The 14,426-nt window shown below is 51.0% G+C and carries 13 protein-coding genes; 9 read left to right on the top strand and 4 right to left on the bottom strand.

Annotation, left to right across the window (positions count from 1 at the left end; translation table 11 throughout):
- Positions 1-181 precede the first annotated feature (181 nt).
- From hypA to RYZ59_RS06755, 7 genes are all read left to right on the top strand, one after another.
- A complete protein-coding gene (gene hypA / locus RYZ59_RS06785) occupies positions 182-538 on the top strand; it encodes a hydrogenase maturation nickel metallochaperone HypA (RefSeq protein WP_101741655.1) in 357 nt (118 codons plus the stop codon).
- Between the two features lie 84 nt (positions 539-622).
- Positions 623-1,495 (top strand): hydrogenase nickel incorporation protein HypB, encoded by an 873-nt coding sequence (gene hypB, locus RYZ59_RS06780; RefSeq protein ID WP_202037924.1) that lies wholly within the window; start codon positions 623-625, stop codon positions 1,493-1,495.
- Positions 1,486-1,758: a hydrogenase 3 maturation protein HypC gene (hypC, locus tag RYZ59_RS06775; protein ID WP_061068460.1), complete on the top strand. Its 273-nt coding sequence runs from the start codon at positions 1,486-1,488 to the stop codon at positions 1,756-1,758. The genes hypB and hypC overlap by 10 nt, the downstream gene beginning before the upstream one ends.
- Positions 1,759-2,880: a hydrogenase formation protein HypD gene (gene hypD, locus RYZ59_RS06770; RefSeq protein ID WP_137382771.1), complete on the top strand. Its 1,122-nt coding sequence runs from the start codon at positions 1,759-1,761 to the stop codon at positions 2,878-2,880.
- Entirely contained in the window at positions 2,877-3,887 is a 1,011-nt protein-coding gene (gene hypE, locus RYZ59_RS06765; protein WP_061068461.1) for a hydrogenase maturation carbamoyl dehydratase HypE, read from the top strand. Before hypD ends, hypE begins: the two co-directional genes overlap by 4 nt.
- 205 nt (positions 3,888-4,092) lie before the next feature.
- Entirely contained in the window at positions 4,093-6,168 is a 2,076-nt protein-coding gene (gene flhA, locus RYZ59_RS06760) for a formate hydrogenlyase transcriptional activator FlhA (RefSeq protein ID WP_318045751.1), read from the top strand.
- Between the two features lie 44 nt (positions 6,169-6,212).
- Positions 6,213-6,641 (top strand): molybdopterin-binding protein, encoded by a 429-nt coding sequence (locus RYZ59_RS06755; RefSeq protein ID WP_003037421.1) that lies wholly within the window; start codon positions 6,213-6,215, stop codon positions 6,639-6,641.
- 122 nt (positions 6,642-6,763) lie between these two features.
- Here RYZ59_RS06755 and RYZ59_RS06750 read toward each other — a convergent pair whose 3' ends face one another.
- The 3 genes from RYZ59_RS06750 to dcuC form a co-directional block, all read right to left on the bottom strand.
- Positions 6,764-7,108, bottom strand: a complete 345-nt coding sequence (locus RYZ59_RS06750) for a nitrous oxide-stimulated promoter family protein (protein WP_048213037.1) — start codon at positions 7,106-7,108, stop codon at positions 6,764-6,766.
- An 86-nt stretch (positions 7,109-7,194) separates the two neighbouring features.
- Positions 7,195-8,889, bottom strand: coding sequence for an NAD-dependent malic enzyme (locus RYZ59_RS06745; RefSeq protein WP_318045750.1), 1,695 nt, complete (start codon positions 8,887-8,889; stop codon positions 7,195-7,197).
- 52 nt (positions 8,890-8,941) lie between these two features.
- Entirely contained in the window at positions 8,942-10,309 is a 1,368-nt protein-coding gene (gene dcuC / locus RYZ59_RS06740) for a C4-dicarboxylate transporter DcuC (RefSeq protein WP_318045749.1), read from the bottom strand.
- Between the two features lie 353 nt (positions 10,310-10,662).
- Between dcuC and RYZ59_RS06735 the strand changes: the two genes are divergently transcribed.
- Positions 10,663-11,556: a MurR/RpiR family transcriptional regulator gene (locus tag RYZ59_RS06735; protein WP_318045748.1), complete on the top strand. Its 894-nt coding sequence runs from the start codon at positions 10,663-10,665 to the stop codon at positions 11,554-11,556.
- Between the two features lie 46 nt (positions 11,557-11,602).
- On the opposite strand, the gene RYZ59_RS06730 is transcribed toward RYZ59_RS06735, so the two are convergent.
- Positions 11,603-12,973, bottom strand: coding sequence for an adenylosuccinate lyase family protein (locus RYZ59_RS06730; protein ID WP_318045747.1), 1,371 nt, complete (start codon positions 12,971-12,973; stop codon positions 11,603-11,605).
- A 406-nt stretch (positions 12,974-13,379) separates the two neighbouring features.
- Between RYZ59_RS06730 and RYZ59_RS06725 the strand changes: the two genes are divergently transcribed.
- Complete coding sequence (locus RYZ59_RS06725; protein ID WP_318045746.1) at positions 13,380-14,420, top strand: porin; 1,041 nt, start codon at positions 13,380-13,382, stop codon at positions 14,418-14,420.
- Positions 14,421-14,426 lie beyond the last annotated feature (6 nt).

Genomic DNA, 14,426 nt, shown 5'->3' with positions numbered 1-14,426 from the left:
GCAGAGATGAACAGCCTTAAGCACATTTCATGCCAAAATTAATTTTGTTTATTTTCATATTGTTATGAATTTATGGTGCGGTGACGACATGTCATTTCGTCATCGTCGACATTGTCACGAACGTGAAAATTCAACCTGGCATGTTTATTGCTTTTAAAACGGCAACATCTTAGGAGGCGATATGCACGAAATAACCCTCTGCCAACGGGCACTGGAATTGATTGAACAACAGGCCACCCAACACGGCGCAAAGCGGGTAACTGGGGTCTGGCTCAAAATTGGCGCATTTTCTTGCGTAGAAACCAGCGCTCTCGCCTTTTGTTTTGATCTGGTATGCCGTGGCACCCTTGCAGAAGGTTGTAAACTCCACCTCGAAGAACAAGAAGCCGAATGTTGGTGCGAATCTTGTCAGCAATACGTTACGTTGCTGACGCAGCGCGTGCGTCGGTGTCCGCAATGCAATAGCGATATGCTGAGAATTGTGGCCGACGATGGCTTACAGATTCGAAGAATTGAAATAGGCGACGCCGAAGACTAATTCCGGTGACACCTGCCAGGCCGGATAAGGCAAAGCTGCCATCCGGCAACAGATATACCGCAAGATATAGATCAGGAGTGAGCGATGTGTACGACATGTGGTTGCGCTGAAGGCAACCTATATATAGAGGGTGATGAACATAACCCCCACTCGGCGTTCCGCAGCGCGCCATTTGCCCCGGCGGCTCGCCCGGCACTGAATATTACCGGTGTGAAAACCTCCAGTTTCGCACCGAGCCAGACCGCTGAAGGCGATCTGCACTACGGTCACGGAGAAGCAGGCACTCACGCGCCAGGTATGAGCCAGCGCCGCATGCTGGAAGTCGAAATAGACGTGCTGGACAAAAACAATCGTCTGGCCGAGCGCAACCGCGCCCGATTTGCTGCCCGTCAGCATCTGGTACTGAACCTTGTCTCAAGCCCAGGCTCCGGTAAAACGACGCTGCTGACCGAAACGCTGATGAAGCTGAAAGACAGCGTGCCATGTGCCGTCATTGAAGGCGACCAGCAGACGGTTAACGATGCCGCCCGTATTCGCGCTACCGGCACCCCCGCAATCCAGGTCAACACCGGTAAAGGTTGCCACCTTGATGCGCAAATGATTGCCGATGCCGCGCCGCGCCTGCCGCTTGATGACAACGGCATTCTGTTCATTGAGAACGTTGGTAACCTGGTCTGCCCGGCCAGCTTTGACCTCGGCGAGCGTCATAAAGTCGCCGTGCTCTCTGTTACCGAAGGCGAAGATAAGCCGCTGAAATACCCGCATATGTTTGCTGCTGCATCACTGATGCTGCTCAACAAAGTGGATCTGCTGCCTTACCTTAATTTTGATGTTGAGAAGTGCATCGCCAGCGCCCGGGAAGTGAACCCGGACATTGAAATCATCCTGATTTCCGCCACCAGCGGTGAAGGGATGGATCAATGGCTGGCATGGCTGGAGAATCAGCGATGTGCATAGGTGTTCCGGGTCAAATCCGCACCATTGATGGCAACCAGGCTAAGGTCGATGTTTGCGGTATTCAGCGCGACGTCGATCTGACGCTGGTCGGGAGCTGTGATGAAAAGGGTGAGCCACGTCTGGGCCAGTGGGTACTGGTTCACGTCGGTTTCGCCATGAGCATCATTAATGAAGCAGAAGCGCGCGACACGCTCGACGCGCTGCAAAACATGTTTGACGTTGAGCCGGATGTCGGCGCGTTGCTGTATGGCGAGGAAAAATAAATGCGTTTTGTTGACGAATATCGCGCACCAGAACAGGTGATGCAGTTGATAGAGCACCTGTGCGAGCGTGCCGCTCACCTCTCCTACACCGCTGAACGCCCGCTGCGCATTATGGAAGTTTGTGGTGGTCATACCCACGCTATCTTTAAATTCGGCCTCGATCAGCTCCTGCCCGCAAACGTGGAGTTTATTCACGGTCCAGGCTGCCCGGTGTGCGTCCTGCCGATGGGCAGAATTGACAGCTGTGTCGAAATCGCCAGCCACCCGGAAGTGATTTTCTGCACCTTTGGCGACGCGATGCGTGTCCCAGGAAAACAGGGCTCACTGCTACAGGCCAAAGCACGCGGCGCGGATGTCCGTATCGTCTATTCCCCGATGGATGCGCTGAAGCTTGCCGAGGAAAACCCAACGCGCAAAGTGGTGTTCTTTGGCCTGGGTTTTGAAACCACCATGCCGACAACCGCCATCACTCTGCAGCAGGCCAAACAGCGCGATGTGCAGAACTTTTACTTTTTCTGCCAGCACATCACCTTGATCCCAACGCTGCGCAGCCTGCTGGAACAGCCGGACAACGGTATCGACGCCTTTTTGGCGCCAGGTCACGTCAGTATGGTGATTGGCACTGACGCCTATAATTTCATTGCCTCAGATTTCCATCGCCCGCTGGTGGTCGCCGGCTTCGAGCCGCTTGATCTGCTGCAAGGCGTCGTGATGTTGATCGAGCAGAAAATAGCGGCCCAAAGCCAGGTTGAAAACCAGTACCGCCGCGTGGTACCGGATGCCGGTAACGCGTTAGCCCAGCAGGCTATCGCCGACGTGTTCAGTGTCAACGGTGACAGCGAATGGCGGGGTCTGGGCGTGATCGAATCTTCCGGCGTTCACCTGACGCCTGATTATCAGCGTTTTGACGCCGAAGCACATTTCCAGCCAGCGCCGCAGCAGGTCTATGACGATCCGCGCGCACGTTGCGGAGAGGTGCTGACTGGCCGATGCAAACCGCATCAGTGCCCATTATTTGGTAAAACCTGTAACCCGGAGACCGCATTTGGTGCCCTGATGGTCTCCTCCGAAGGAGCATGTGCCGCCTGGTATCAGTATCGTCAGCAGGAGTGTGAAGCATGAACAGCGTACAACTCGCCCACGGTAGCGGCGGTCAGGCTATGCAGCAGTTGATCAACAGTCTGTTTATGGAAGCTTTTGCTAACCCGTGGCTGGCAGAACAGGAAGATCAGGCGCGCCTGGAACTGGCGCAGCTGGTCGCAGAAGGCGATCGTCTGGCGTTTTCAACGGACAGCTACGTTATCGACCCACTGTTCTTCCCCGGCGGCAACATTGGCAAGCTGGCAATCTGCGGTACGGCTAACGATGTCGCGGTCAGCGGCGCGATACCGCGCTACCTCTCCTGCGGTTTTATCCTCGAAGAGGGTCTGCCAATGGACACGCTGAAAACCGTCGTGAACAGCATGGCAGCAACCGCCCGTGAAGCGGGGATTGCTATCGTAACCGGCGATACCAAAGTTGTGCAGCGCGGTGCCGCGGACAAACTGTTCATCAACACCGCCGGTATGGGCGCGATTCCCGCCAATATTCACTGGGGTGCGCAAACCCTGAGCGTGGGTGATGTGCTGCTGGTAAGTGGTACGCTTGGCGATCACGGTGCGACTATCCTCAACCTGCGCGAACAGCTGGGGCTTGATGGCGAACTGGTCAGCGACTGTGCGGTGTTAACGCCGCTTATCCAGACGCTACGCGATATTCCTGGCGTGAAAGCGCTGCGTGATGCCACCCGCGGCGGCGTAAATGCGGTAACACATGAGTTTGCGGCCTCTTGCGGATTTGGCATTGAGTTGTCTGAAGCGGCACTGCCGGTGAAACCTGCCGTGCGTGGCGTTTGCGAACTGCTGGGTCTGGACGCGCTCAACTTTGCCAACGAAGGCAAGCTGGTGATTGCCGTTGAACGTCAGGCTGCTGAAGCCGTGCTCGCCGCACTCCACGCCCATCCTTTAGGACGCGATGCCGCGCTGATTGGTGAAGTGGTTGAACGTAAAGGCGTACGTCTTGCCGGACTGTACGGCGTGAAACGGACCCTCGATTTACCACACGCCGAACCATTACCTCGTATATGCTAGCAGCCGGTTGGCAATCTGTTCCTGGCCGGATAAACCGCGTTTGGGTCGTTATCCGGCATTAACACTGTATTACTGCCTGATGGCGCTTTGCTTATCAGGCCTACGGTTTGAATACCCGACCCATCCGGCAATAATTTACGACTTATACCTATAATTCATTTACCGTTTTCGCACCGTTCTGCGGTGTTTTCCCTGGAAAAGCAATATGTCGTATACACCGATGAGTGACCTCGGACAGCAAGGCCTGTTCGATATTACTCGTACATTATTACAGCAGCCCGATCTTCAGTCTCTTAGTGAGGCGCTTTCGCAGCTGGTCAAGCGTTCAGCGCTGGCCGACTGCGCGGCTATTGTGTTATGGCAGGCACAGACGCAGCGTGCGCGTTATTTTGCAACGCGTGAAAATGGTAAACCCATCGACTATGAAGACGAAACGGTGCTGGCACACGGTCCGGTACGCCGTATTTTGTCTCGCCCCGATGCGCTGCACTGCAACTATCATGAGTTCACGGAAACCTGGCCACAGTTGGCTTCAGGTGGACTGTATTCTGAATTTGGCCACTACTGCCTGCTGCCGCTGGCGGCGGACGGACGCATCTTTGGCGGCTGCGAATTTATCCGCAACGAGGATCGCCCGTGGAGTGAAAAAGAGTACAACCGGCTACAGACCTTCACCCAGATAGTCGGCGTCGTTGCGGAACAAATTCAAAGCAGGGTCAGCAACAACGTCGATTACGATTTGCTGTGTCGCGAACGTGACAACTTTCGTATCCTGGTCGCCATCACCAATGCAGTACTCTCCCGACTGGATATTGACGAACTGGTCAGCGAAGTCGCCAAAGAGATCCACCACTATTTCGACATTGATGCCATCAGCATCGTATTACGCAGCGATCGCAAAAATAAGCTGAGCATCTACTCCACCCACTATCTGGATGAGAATAATCCGGCTCACGAACAAAGTGAAGTGGACGAAGCGGGCACGCTTTCCGAGCGAGTATTCCGCAGCAAAGAGATGCTGCTGATTAACCTGAGCGAACGCGATACCCTGGCGCCTTATGAACGCATGCTGTTCGAAACCTGGGGTAACCAGTTACAAACGCTGTGCCTGCTGCCGCTGATGTCCGGCAATACGATGCTTGGCGTGCTCAAACTGGCGCAGTGTGAAGAAAAAGTTTTCACCACCGCCAACCTGAAACTGTTGCGCCAGATTGCCGAACGCGTAGCCATTGCGGTAGATAACGCGCTTGCCTATCAGGAGATACATCGCCTGAAAGAACGTCTGGTCGATGAAAACCTGGCGCTGACCGAGCAACTGAACAATGTGGACAGTGAGTTCGGCGAAATCATCGGTCGCAGCGAAGCCATGTACAGCGTACTCAAACAGGTCGAAATGGTGGCGCAAAGCGACAGCACCGTCTTAATTCTGGGTGAGACAGGTACGGGTAAAGAGCTGATCGCCAGAGCGATTCATAATCTGAGTGGACGTAATACCCGCCGGATGGTGAAGATGAACTGCGCAGCAATGCCTGCCGGATTACTGGAAAGCGACCTGTTTGGTCACGAGCGCGGCGCGTTTACCGGGGCCAGCACACAGCGAATTGGCCGTTTCGAACTGGCGGATAAAAGCTCACTGTTCCTCGACGAAGTCGGTGACATGCCGCTGGAACTCCAGCCGAAGTTACTGCGTGTACTTCAGGAGCAGGAATTTGAACGCCTGGGCAGCAACAAGCTGATCCAAACCGACGTTCGGTTGATCGCCGCCACCAACCGCGATCTGAAAAAGATGGTTGCCGATCGGGAATTCCGTAACGATCTGTATTACCGGCTGAACGTTTTCCCGATCCATTTACCTCCGCTGCGCGAGCGCCCGGAAGATATCCCACTGCTGGTGAAAGCCTTCACCTTTAAAATCGCTCGCCGGATGGGGCGCAATATCGACAGTATTCCTGCCGAAGCGCTTCGTACCCTGAGCAGCATGGAGTGGCCGGGTAACGTCCGCGAACTGGAAAACGTAGTGGAACGCGCCGTTCTGCTGACCCGAGGCAACGTACTGCAATTATCCCTACCGGATATCACCACGCAGACGCCCCCCCCTCCGGTCGCAACTGAAGTCGCACAGGATGGCGAAGATGAATACCAGCTGATTATGCGGGTACTGAAAGAGACCAATGGCGTTGTCGCCGGCCCTAAAGGTGCTGCGCAGCGGCTGGGGCTAAAACGAACCACGTTGTTGTCGCGTATGAAGCGATTAGGTATTGATAAGGATGCGCTGGTTTAGCCATTGTGGCTATACTGGGTGATAACTCAACGAAAGGAGGCAGTATGGCAGTATCAGCACGTAATCAATTAACCGGTACAGTCAGTGCAGTTGCCACTGGCGCAGTGAATGATGAAGTTGAACTGACGCTGGCTGGCGGCGCAAAACTGGTCGCGATTGTGACCCATAGCAGTCAGCAGGCACTGGGTCTGGCGAAAGGAAAAGAAGCCATTGCGCTGATCAAAGCGCCGTGGGTGACGCTGGCGACTGAAGACTGCGGTCTGAAGTTCTCTGCCCGCAACCAGTTTGCCGGTAGCGTTTCACAGGTCACCGAAGGCGCCGTTAACGCCACCGTACACATCAAAACTGATGCCGGTTTTGACATTGTCGCGGTCGTGACGAACGAAAGTCAGCAAGAGATGAAACTGAGCCAGGGAAGCCGGGTCATCGCGCTGATCAAAGCCTCGGCCATTCTTATTGCCACCAAAGCGTAACCGCTATCCGGTATCGGATAGTTAATGCCCGATGGCGCTACGCTTATCGGGCCTACGCGACGGTGCACTTGCTCTTGTAGGCCGGATAAGGCATCACCGCCATCCGGCACAAAATAACCAGATTACTTCTTGCGCTGATATTTCTCAGGTAATTCCGGGACAGGACGCTTGTCATCAATCAGATGGCGAACGGTCAGAATCGGGTGACGCCAGAGCATTCTCGGCCCGGCCCAACGCATAATTTGCTTCATCTCTTCCCGTTTGGCTGGCTGATAGCAGTGTACCGGGCACTGTTTGCAGGCCGGTTTTTCCTCGCCAAACACGCACTTATCGAGGCGCTTTTGCGCATAAGCAAACAATGCATCGTAATGCCCCTGCTCATCTGAAGCTTCCGGACACTGGCTTTCGTACAGCGAGATCATCTTTTGGATCGTCATTTTTTCACGAGCAATACGTTTGCCGGACATGAGGCCTCCACAATTAAGTTGCATAAATAATACACCTTAATCGTGAAGGCAACCAAGACCCGAGTACCGCTTACTCGTCACAACGGCTAAATTGCCCTGCGTTTATAAGGACGGTAGTGCGGTAACCAAAAGTTATCTTTTATGCTTTGCAACAGCGCGTCGTCGCTCATATTACCTGCTACACCCGACTGCTGTGCCGCCTTACCGACCTCAAAGGCAATGCTACGGGTCACCTCGCAGATTGTCCCAATCTCCGGCAACAGAGCGCCTTCCCCGTTACGCACCAACGGGGAAGCATCAGCCAGCGCACGACTTGCCGCCATCAGCATAGCCTCTGTTACGCGTGTCGCGCCGCTGGCAATAGCCCCCAGACCGATGGCCGGGAAAACATACACATTATTGCACTGCGCCACCGGAATGGAGCATCCATTAAATTCAATCACACCGCAGGGACTGCCGGTCGCGATGATGGCCTGTCCCTCGGTCCAGCGAATGATATCTTCTGGTCGCGCTTCCATTCTCGAAGTGGGATTCGACAACGGCATAACGATCGGACGGTCGCAGTATTGGTACATCGTGCTAATGACCTCCTGCGAGAACAATCCAGCCTGACCTGACACACCCAGCATAACCGCCGGTTTAGCATTGTGGATCACCTCCAGTAACGACGGTGTCTGCCCCTCATACTGCCAGTCAGATACAGCCTCGGGAGGCTGCGCCAGCGGTTGCTGGAAATCAGCTAAGGTATTATTGGTGGTCATCACCAGACCGTCGCGATCCACCATAAAAATGGTCCGTCTGGCTTCGGTCTGGCTCATTCCTTCACTGATACGGCAGGCAATAATATGCCGGGCGATCCCACATCCTGCAGCACCCGCCCCGACAATTACGATTGATTGCTGACGGAAGTCACGACCGCTGCCTCGGCAGGCAGCAACCAGAGTCGCCAGAGCCACCGACGCCGTGCCCTGAATATCATCATTAAAACAGCACAGCTCATCGCGATAACGGTCCAGCAGCGGCACGGCGGTATGCTGGGCAAAATCTTCAAATTGCAGCAGAACGTTAGGCCAGCGCCGTTTTACGGCAGCAATAAACATTCCAATAAATGCGAAATAGTCTTCACCAGTTATGCGCGGATGACGCCAGCCGATATAGCGCGGATCGTCCAGCAGCCGCGTATTGTTCGTACCGACATCCAGCAAAATAGGTAGCGTATTCGCCGGATTTACCCCGCCACAGACGGTATAGAGCGACAGTTTCCCGATAGGAATCCCCATGCCGCCAACGCCCTGGTCACCTAGCCCCAGAATGCGCTCACCATCGGTGACGACGATGACCTTGATATCGTGCCGCGGAATATCATGCAAAATATCGTCAATACGATCGCGATCGGGCCAGGAGATAAAGACACCGCGTGCACGACGATAAATCCACGAGAATTTTTCACAGGCTGCCCCGACTACCGGGGTATAAACGATGGGTAGCATCTCTGGCAGATGCTTTTTCAACAGGTAATAAAATAACGTTTCGTTAGTATCCTGGATATTACGCAGGTAAATATGTCGAGCGTTGTGGGATTCAGCCTCAAGATATTGTTGATACGCCCGTTCGGCTTGTTCATCAATATTCTCAATGGCGCAAGGCAGTAGCCCACTCAGGTTAAAGTCATGCCTTTCTTGCTGCGTGAAGCTGCTTCCCTTGTTTAATAACGGCGACTCAAGCAGTAACTTCCCCGTAAACGGGACGTATAAAACATCGTTTGTCACGTTGCCATCCATAAATTACAACCAGATAAAAAAATAAGAGCCTGCATTTGCAGGCTCTCGGGATTCAAATCAGGACATAGTTGGCAACCAGCATCGCCGCGATACCGGCCAACGCTGGAAGCAGCGTTCTTCTGACGATCATAAACGGTGAACATTCTCCTGCTTTACTCACCGCAATAATGATTCCAGCCACTGGGGACATTGAGCGCCCCATTCCCGCCATTAACTGCATAGGCAGGATCATATTGACGGCGCTCTCACCAAATTTTGCCGCAATGGAGGGTGCCAGGCCGGAGAAGGAGAAAAAGGCGGCAACGCCAGAGCCCGTCAGGACGGCGGTTACGCCCACCAGCGCGGTCATCACCAGGGTCATGCTGGTAAAGCCCAGTCCTGCGTTTTGCACTGACTGTAACAGGTAGTCCACCGCGCCAATTTTCTGCAGCCCCTGGGCATAGATATCCGCACACACCAGCAAGGAAACGATGCTGGTAAACATGCTGCCCATCCCTTTGAAAAAGACCTGTATCCCTTTGCAGCAGCTTTTGAAATCTCGGGTAGCCACCAGTTCAAAGATAAATGCGACGACAGCGCCAAGGATCATCGCCGTGACCACGTCTATTTTGATGGACTTGATAACCAAAGGGCTAAAGACCAGCACCAGTACGACAGGCAGGACGGGTAACAGCGCGTAAATAGCGGGTACCTTTCGGCCTTCTTCTTCCGCTTGCGCCACGCTTTGCGCCCCCGGTACGAAGCCATCTTTTTTGTCGAAATACTTCGCGGTAAAGTAAATCACCACCGCCACAGCCAGCATCACCACCACCGCCACCGGCATCTGGTAATGGGCAAAGTAGATAGCACTTTCCATGCCAGCATGTTTAGCCGCCAGATTCGCCGTACCTACCGCGGGCCCTAGATCCATAAACGCGCACAGACCAATCATCGCGGCCGCAGAGGCTTTACTGACCCCCAGACGAACCAGAACCGGAAAGAATGTCACCAGCAGCAACATCGCCAGTCCCGCCGCACTTGAAATTGCCACATGCAGAAGCTGTGCACAGATATACCCCAGCGCGAGGATCAGATAAGGCGCTTTAATTACCTGCAGCGGACGAATGCACATATTGACCATCGCATTCGACGCTTTAATGTGATCCATATAGCTGGCAAATCCACCCGCAGCCATGATGATAAGACCAATACCTGCAATTTGTGTGGTAAGCGATTCTTTTGCAAAGCTAAAGATATCCAGCCAGGTTGACCCCGTAGATTTTGCTTTATCATAGAGAATGCTGTTTTCAGGGTAAAAAAGTACAGTAATGGTCAATAATGCCAGTCCAGCGAGTAATAAAACAGTTTGCGGCTGATAATTTTTCACAATTAACCATGCAGCAATAACTGTTATCACTATTGCTATAATAAACGCCGTCATAATAACAATTCCTATGCCATACAAATTTGGTAGGGTTACCCGTCATCTCATCATAGCTTATGTAGGATTGTAAAAAACCACACCCATATATAAGCAGCAATAATATGTCCGTAAATTTATCGTATTACACACTCAAATATTGAGATTTAATTGTAATGGGTTGTGTGGCTGTAAAATACGGGAAAGGTGTTTTCCCACCCCTTTTTGTGAGTAAGATCGCAACTCATCTGAATATGGTCGCACCGTCCAAAGAAGGCTGGATACGGGTTTCCAACATATTCATTCTATGATTGACGTCGAAAGCGTATTACCCTATAACAACGTTGATATACAACAGCCATCGGGTGTTATCCATGTACAAAAAAAACACATTAAGTCTGGATGAGTATAACTCACTTACTCTTAATATGGGTGATCTGACTGAATCTGAGTGTCGACTTAATGAGTATATTAATAAACACTTCAATGAACTTCCCTATCATGGCATTGTTGATCTCTCGCAAAATGCGATGGTCAGCAAAGCAACCATTGGCCGATTTTTAAATAAAATTGGGTTTACGGGTTATGCTGCTTTCCGCAAAGCATTAGACATTACGCTGTCTAAGAATAAAATATCTGCACCTTTTGAGAAAAATATCAAACTGCGTAACAATCCCAGCATCACAACCGAAAGTATCGTTACTAATTTCACCCACAAAGTATCAGAATTATTTAATCAATTTAAAAATAACATCGATATTGAAAGTCTTAATGCGTTTATCGATCTGGTACTGAATAATAAACGTCATATTTATGTCGTCGGCCCTTCATCTTCTCATGCAATGGCGACGCATTTTTGTACACTGCTAAAGTACTTTCGCAGTGACATCACTCTGTTACCGACGGACATCAGCGAACTCCCCAAATGTCTCATCAATATTGAGGAAGAGGATGTCCTGATTGTGTTCTCCTACTATCGATTTAATCGAGTTGCCCTCAATATTGCGAAGTGGTTCAGAAAAAAGAATGCCGTCGTGGTACTGGTTACCAACTCAGAAGCGAACCCTTACGGTAAATTCTGCGATCTGCAGTTTGTTCTTCCCAGCGACGTACAGTCCATTTTTCAAAGCCGTATACTCGGCTTCTTTTTTATCGAACTCATATTACATCTGGCTTATGAGAAAGGCGATAGCGAGGGGAATTTTGCCCAACTGGAGGAATTATTTGTCTTTTTCGAAACGTTTTCTGCATCAGCACACAACACTTAGCACCGCCAGCCGCCAGGAGAGTTATCCCTCCCGGCAGCAAGACGAATCAGGCAATCTCTGCCGTTTTCGCGCGATCGAACTCAGCTATAGTTTCAGCGATGAGCGCATCGTTAGCCCCGATATATGACAGCGGCTCGCAGGCGGTGGTAATTTCCTCTACAGACAATGATGCGCGGATTTCCGGGCTAGCCTGCACGATCTCCATGAAGCTGTGCTCTCCGGTTGCATGCTTTAGCATGTTTTTCAATAAGTTATAGGCGGACTCTCTGCCGATTTTGGCGGCAAGTTTCATCGTCAGTGATTCCGACATAATAAAGTGCTTCGAGCAATCGAAATTAGCACGCATCTTCTCTTTATTAATGATGAGATGCGAAAGCAGATTCTTTGCGCGTGTCAGGCTGGTCGATAAAGCATTAGAGGCCTCCGGGAGGATTGTCCAGTTTAATACCCTCATTGAGGCGGCGCGTACATCCTGTTGATCCAGCATGGCCGGAGCGCCAGATGCATACATCCATCCCATCCTTGCCAATGTTTGCATCATGTTACTGGCGCGTGGATTAACTTTGTGCGGCATCGTGCTCGACCCTCCACCGCCTTCTCCCTCCAGCACTTCAGCGATCGGTGTGCGCCCCATTGTTTCGACATCGTTGGCCAGACGACACAACGTGCCGTGAACAAGGGCAAAAAACTGCACAACTTCAACAACCGCATCCTGGCTGGCATTATTAATGCCGCAGGGCACATTCAGACCCAGCGCTCGCATCAGCCGTTCACGCGTTTCCATTCCCTGCTCGCCCACGGAGGCCAGATTACCTACCGCGCCGCCAAAAAGCCCGGTGACCGCACGCGGGTACAGTTGCTGGAGTCTTATCAGATGGCGGTTAACCTCCACCAGATAACTGCAAACATGCAGCCCCCATGTTGTCGCAGAGGCATCCACTGAATTAGTGCGCGCAACCATCACCGTTCTGGTATGACGTATTGCCATCGCTTTCATCACTTCGCCAACATCGAGCAATTGCTCGCGCAGCAGCTGCAACGTTTGTTGCAGTCTCATCGCCATGCCAGAGTCCAGCAGGTCCTGGGTAGTACATCCCCAGTGCAGATACTGACTTACTAACGGTGTACCGCAAGCAGAAATCTGATCGATCAGCGGTTTTATCGCCATACCAACCGTCTGTGTTTCCTGTGCAAGGGCCGGCCAATCTATCTGTATTTCCCTGCACGTTTTTTCAATTTCGACGGCGGCTTGCTCAGGGATAATCCCTAGCTCACCTTGCACGCGAGCGACGGTTTCCTCAAATCGCAACCAACACCGCAGCAGATTGTCGTCAGACCATATTTCCCGCATCCGACCTTGGGTGAACAATGAAGAATAAAGATCAGAATCAAATACCGTTGTTTGCTTACCGAACATACAGCGCCTCTCCGGCCAATGAATGCGTCATAATCGAAAATGTGATTAATCAATTTTGCGGGATCTGTTTTCTAAATTATAGGGGAAAATAGTATTCCCACCCCAAAAAAGGCCATGAGAATACAATATTCCCATTTTCAGTTTTTCCACCAAGTAGAAATGCGATGTACTTCACAGTAATTTGTGAATTATATTTTAAGTAGACGTAATATTTCAGAAAAAACGCGCATTAAATATAAAAACCATTAATACAATAGTAAAATTAGTGATATTTATGCGTGAATAATCACATTTAATTACGAGAAAAAATAATTCCCATACCGCTAACACTCCTTTCCCACAAACAATTATCCCGCTGTGAACTTTATTTTATGGTCAGGAAACTAATGCTGGTTTGAGGGATGATATGAAGCTAAAAAACTATTCACTAATATTACTAATGGGTATGAGTTCCTCGGCGTTCGCCTTAAACGTCTATAATAAGGATGGAAATACGCTGGATATCTATGGCCGTGTTGAGGGTAAAATTGCGAGTGGCCAGAATTCATTTGCTGGCAGTGAAAGCCGAAGCGATCTGGGTGGTCGTGTAGGTATTTACCTCACCCGAGATCTGGATCTTTTGCCAGATACCAAAATCGTGGGTCGCCTGGAATGGCAGGTGCGTACCGAAAAAAATGATAACAATACCGGTGAAAGCGATATGGAAGCCCGCTATTCCTATGTCGGTCTGTCAAATAAAACATGGGGTGAACTGATCACCGGGAGAACCAAAAACCCGTTGTATCAGGTCATGAAAATGACCGATAAGTACAAAAACTTCACCCCTAATATCTACAGCTATGGCATTACAACCATTGATGATTCGTACCAGTTCAACCGACAGGACGGCACCGTTCAATGGAACGCCAAATTTGCCGGTAACGAAATTCAACTGGCATGGGTCTCCGGTAATGGCAACAGCGATAACGAAGCCCTGGATTACGGCGCGATGGCCAGCTATCGCAAGTCTTTCAAATTTGGTGATTTTAGAATTACACCAGCACTCGCGGCCAGTCGTTACAAACGACAGGATGGCGTAGTGACCACCGATGGGCGTAATCAAAACGATCAAATTATGGGAGGGTTACAATTCAGCTATAAAGCCTATGAGGTCGCGGTAACCGCATTGCGTACTTCTATTTCTCGCGATAACAAAAGCGATAATAATTATAAAGGGATGGATTCACTTATTTCCTACAACTTTGGCACCGTCAAGGTTCTCACCGGATATAGTTTTCTAAATGAAGATGGTAAAGATATTGCGGAAAAAGAAGACTGGCGTGCTGAAGCGCAATTAACATTAGCTGAGGATACGTGGTTATCATTTACTTACGATAAAGAATTCGCCAGTAAGAACAAAAAAACCAATGATGATGCGCTCATCGTTGGACTTCGTTATGATTTCTAAGAGATA

The organism is Citrobacter sp. HN-141, assembly GCF_033341895.1.
Taxonomy (GTDB): domain Bacteria; phylum Pseudomonadota; class Gammaproteobacteria; order Enterobacterales; family Enterobacteriaceae; genus Citrobacter.
The sequence above is the reverse complement of the archived record's forward strand: the minus strand, read 5'-3'. Positions and strand labels throughout refer to the sequence as shown.

Coding starts and splice junctions, on each gene's coding strand:
- RYZ59_RS06755 (WP_003037421.1), top strand. CDS start 6,213: ATGGCAGTATCAGCACGTAATCAATTAACCGGTACAGTCAGTGCAGTT.
- dcuC (WP_318045749.1), bottom strand. CDS start 10,309: ATGACGGCGTTTATTATAGCAATAGTGATAACAGTTATTGCTGCATGG.
- hypB (WP_202037924.1), top strand. CDS start 623: ATGTGTACGACATGTGGTTGCGCTGAAGGCAACCTATATATAGAGGGT.
- RYZ59_RS06750 (WP_048213037.1), bottom strand. CDS start 7,108: ATGTCCGGCAAACGTATTGCTCGTGAAAAAATGACGATCCAAAAGATG.
- flhA (WP_318045751.1), top strand. CDS start 4,093: ATGTCGTATACACCGATGAGTGACCTCGGACAGCAAGGCCTGTTCGAT.
- RYZ59_RS06725 (WP_318045746.1), top strand. CDS start 13,380: ATGAAGCTAAAAAACTATTCACTAATATTACTAATGGGTATGAGTTCC.
- RYZ59_RS06730 (WP_318045747.1), bottom strand. CDS start 12,973: ATGTTCGGTAAGCAAACAACGGTATTTGATTCTGATCTTTATTCTTCA.
- hypA (WP_101741655.1), top strand. CDS start 182: ATGCACGAAATAACCCTCTGCCAACGGGCACTGGAATTGATTGAACAA.
- hypC (WP_061068460.1), top strand. CDS start 1,486: ATGTGCATAGGTGTTCCGGGTCAAATCCGCACCATTGATGGCAACCAG.
- RYZ59_RS06745 (WP_318045750.1), bottom strand. CDS start 8,889: ATGGATGGCAACGTGACAAACGATGTTTTATACGTCCCGTTTACGGGG.
- RYZ59_RS06735 (WP_318045748.1), top strand. CDS start 10,663: ATGTACAAAAAAAACACATTAAGTCTGGATGAGTATAACTCACTTACT.
- hypD (WP_137382771.1), top strand. CDS start 1,759: ATGCGTTTTGTTGACGAATATCGCGCACCAGAACAGGTGATGCAGTTG.
- hypE (WP_061068461.1), top strand. CDS start 2,877: ATGAACAGCGTACAACTCGCCCACGGTAGCGGCGGTCAGGCTATGCAG.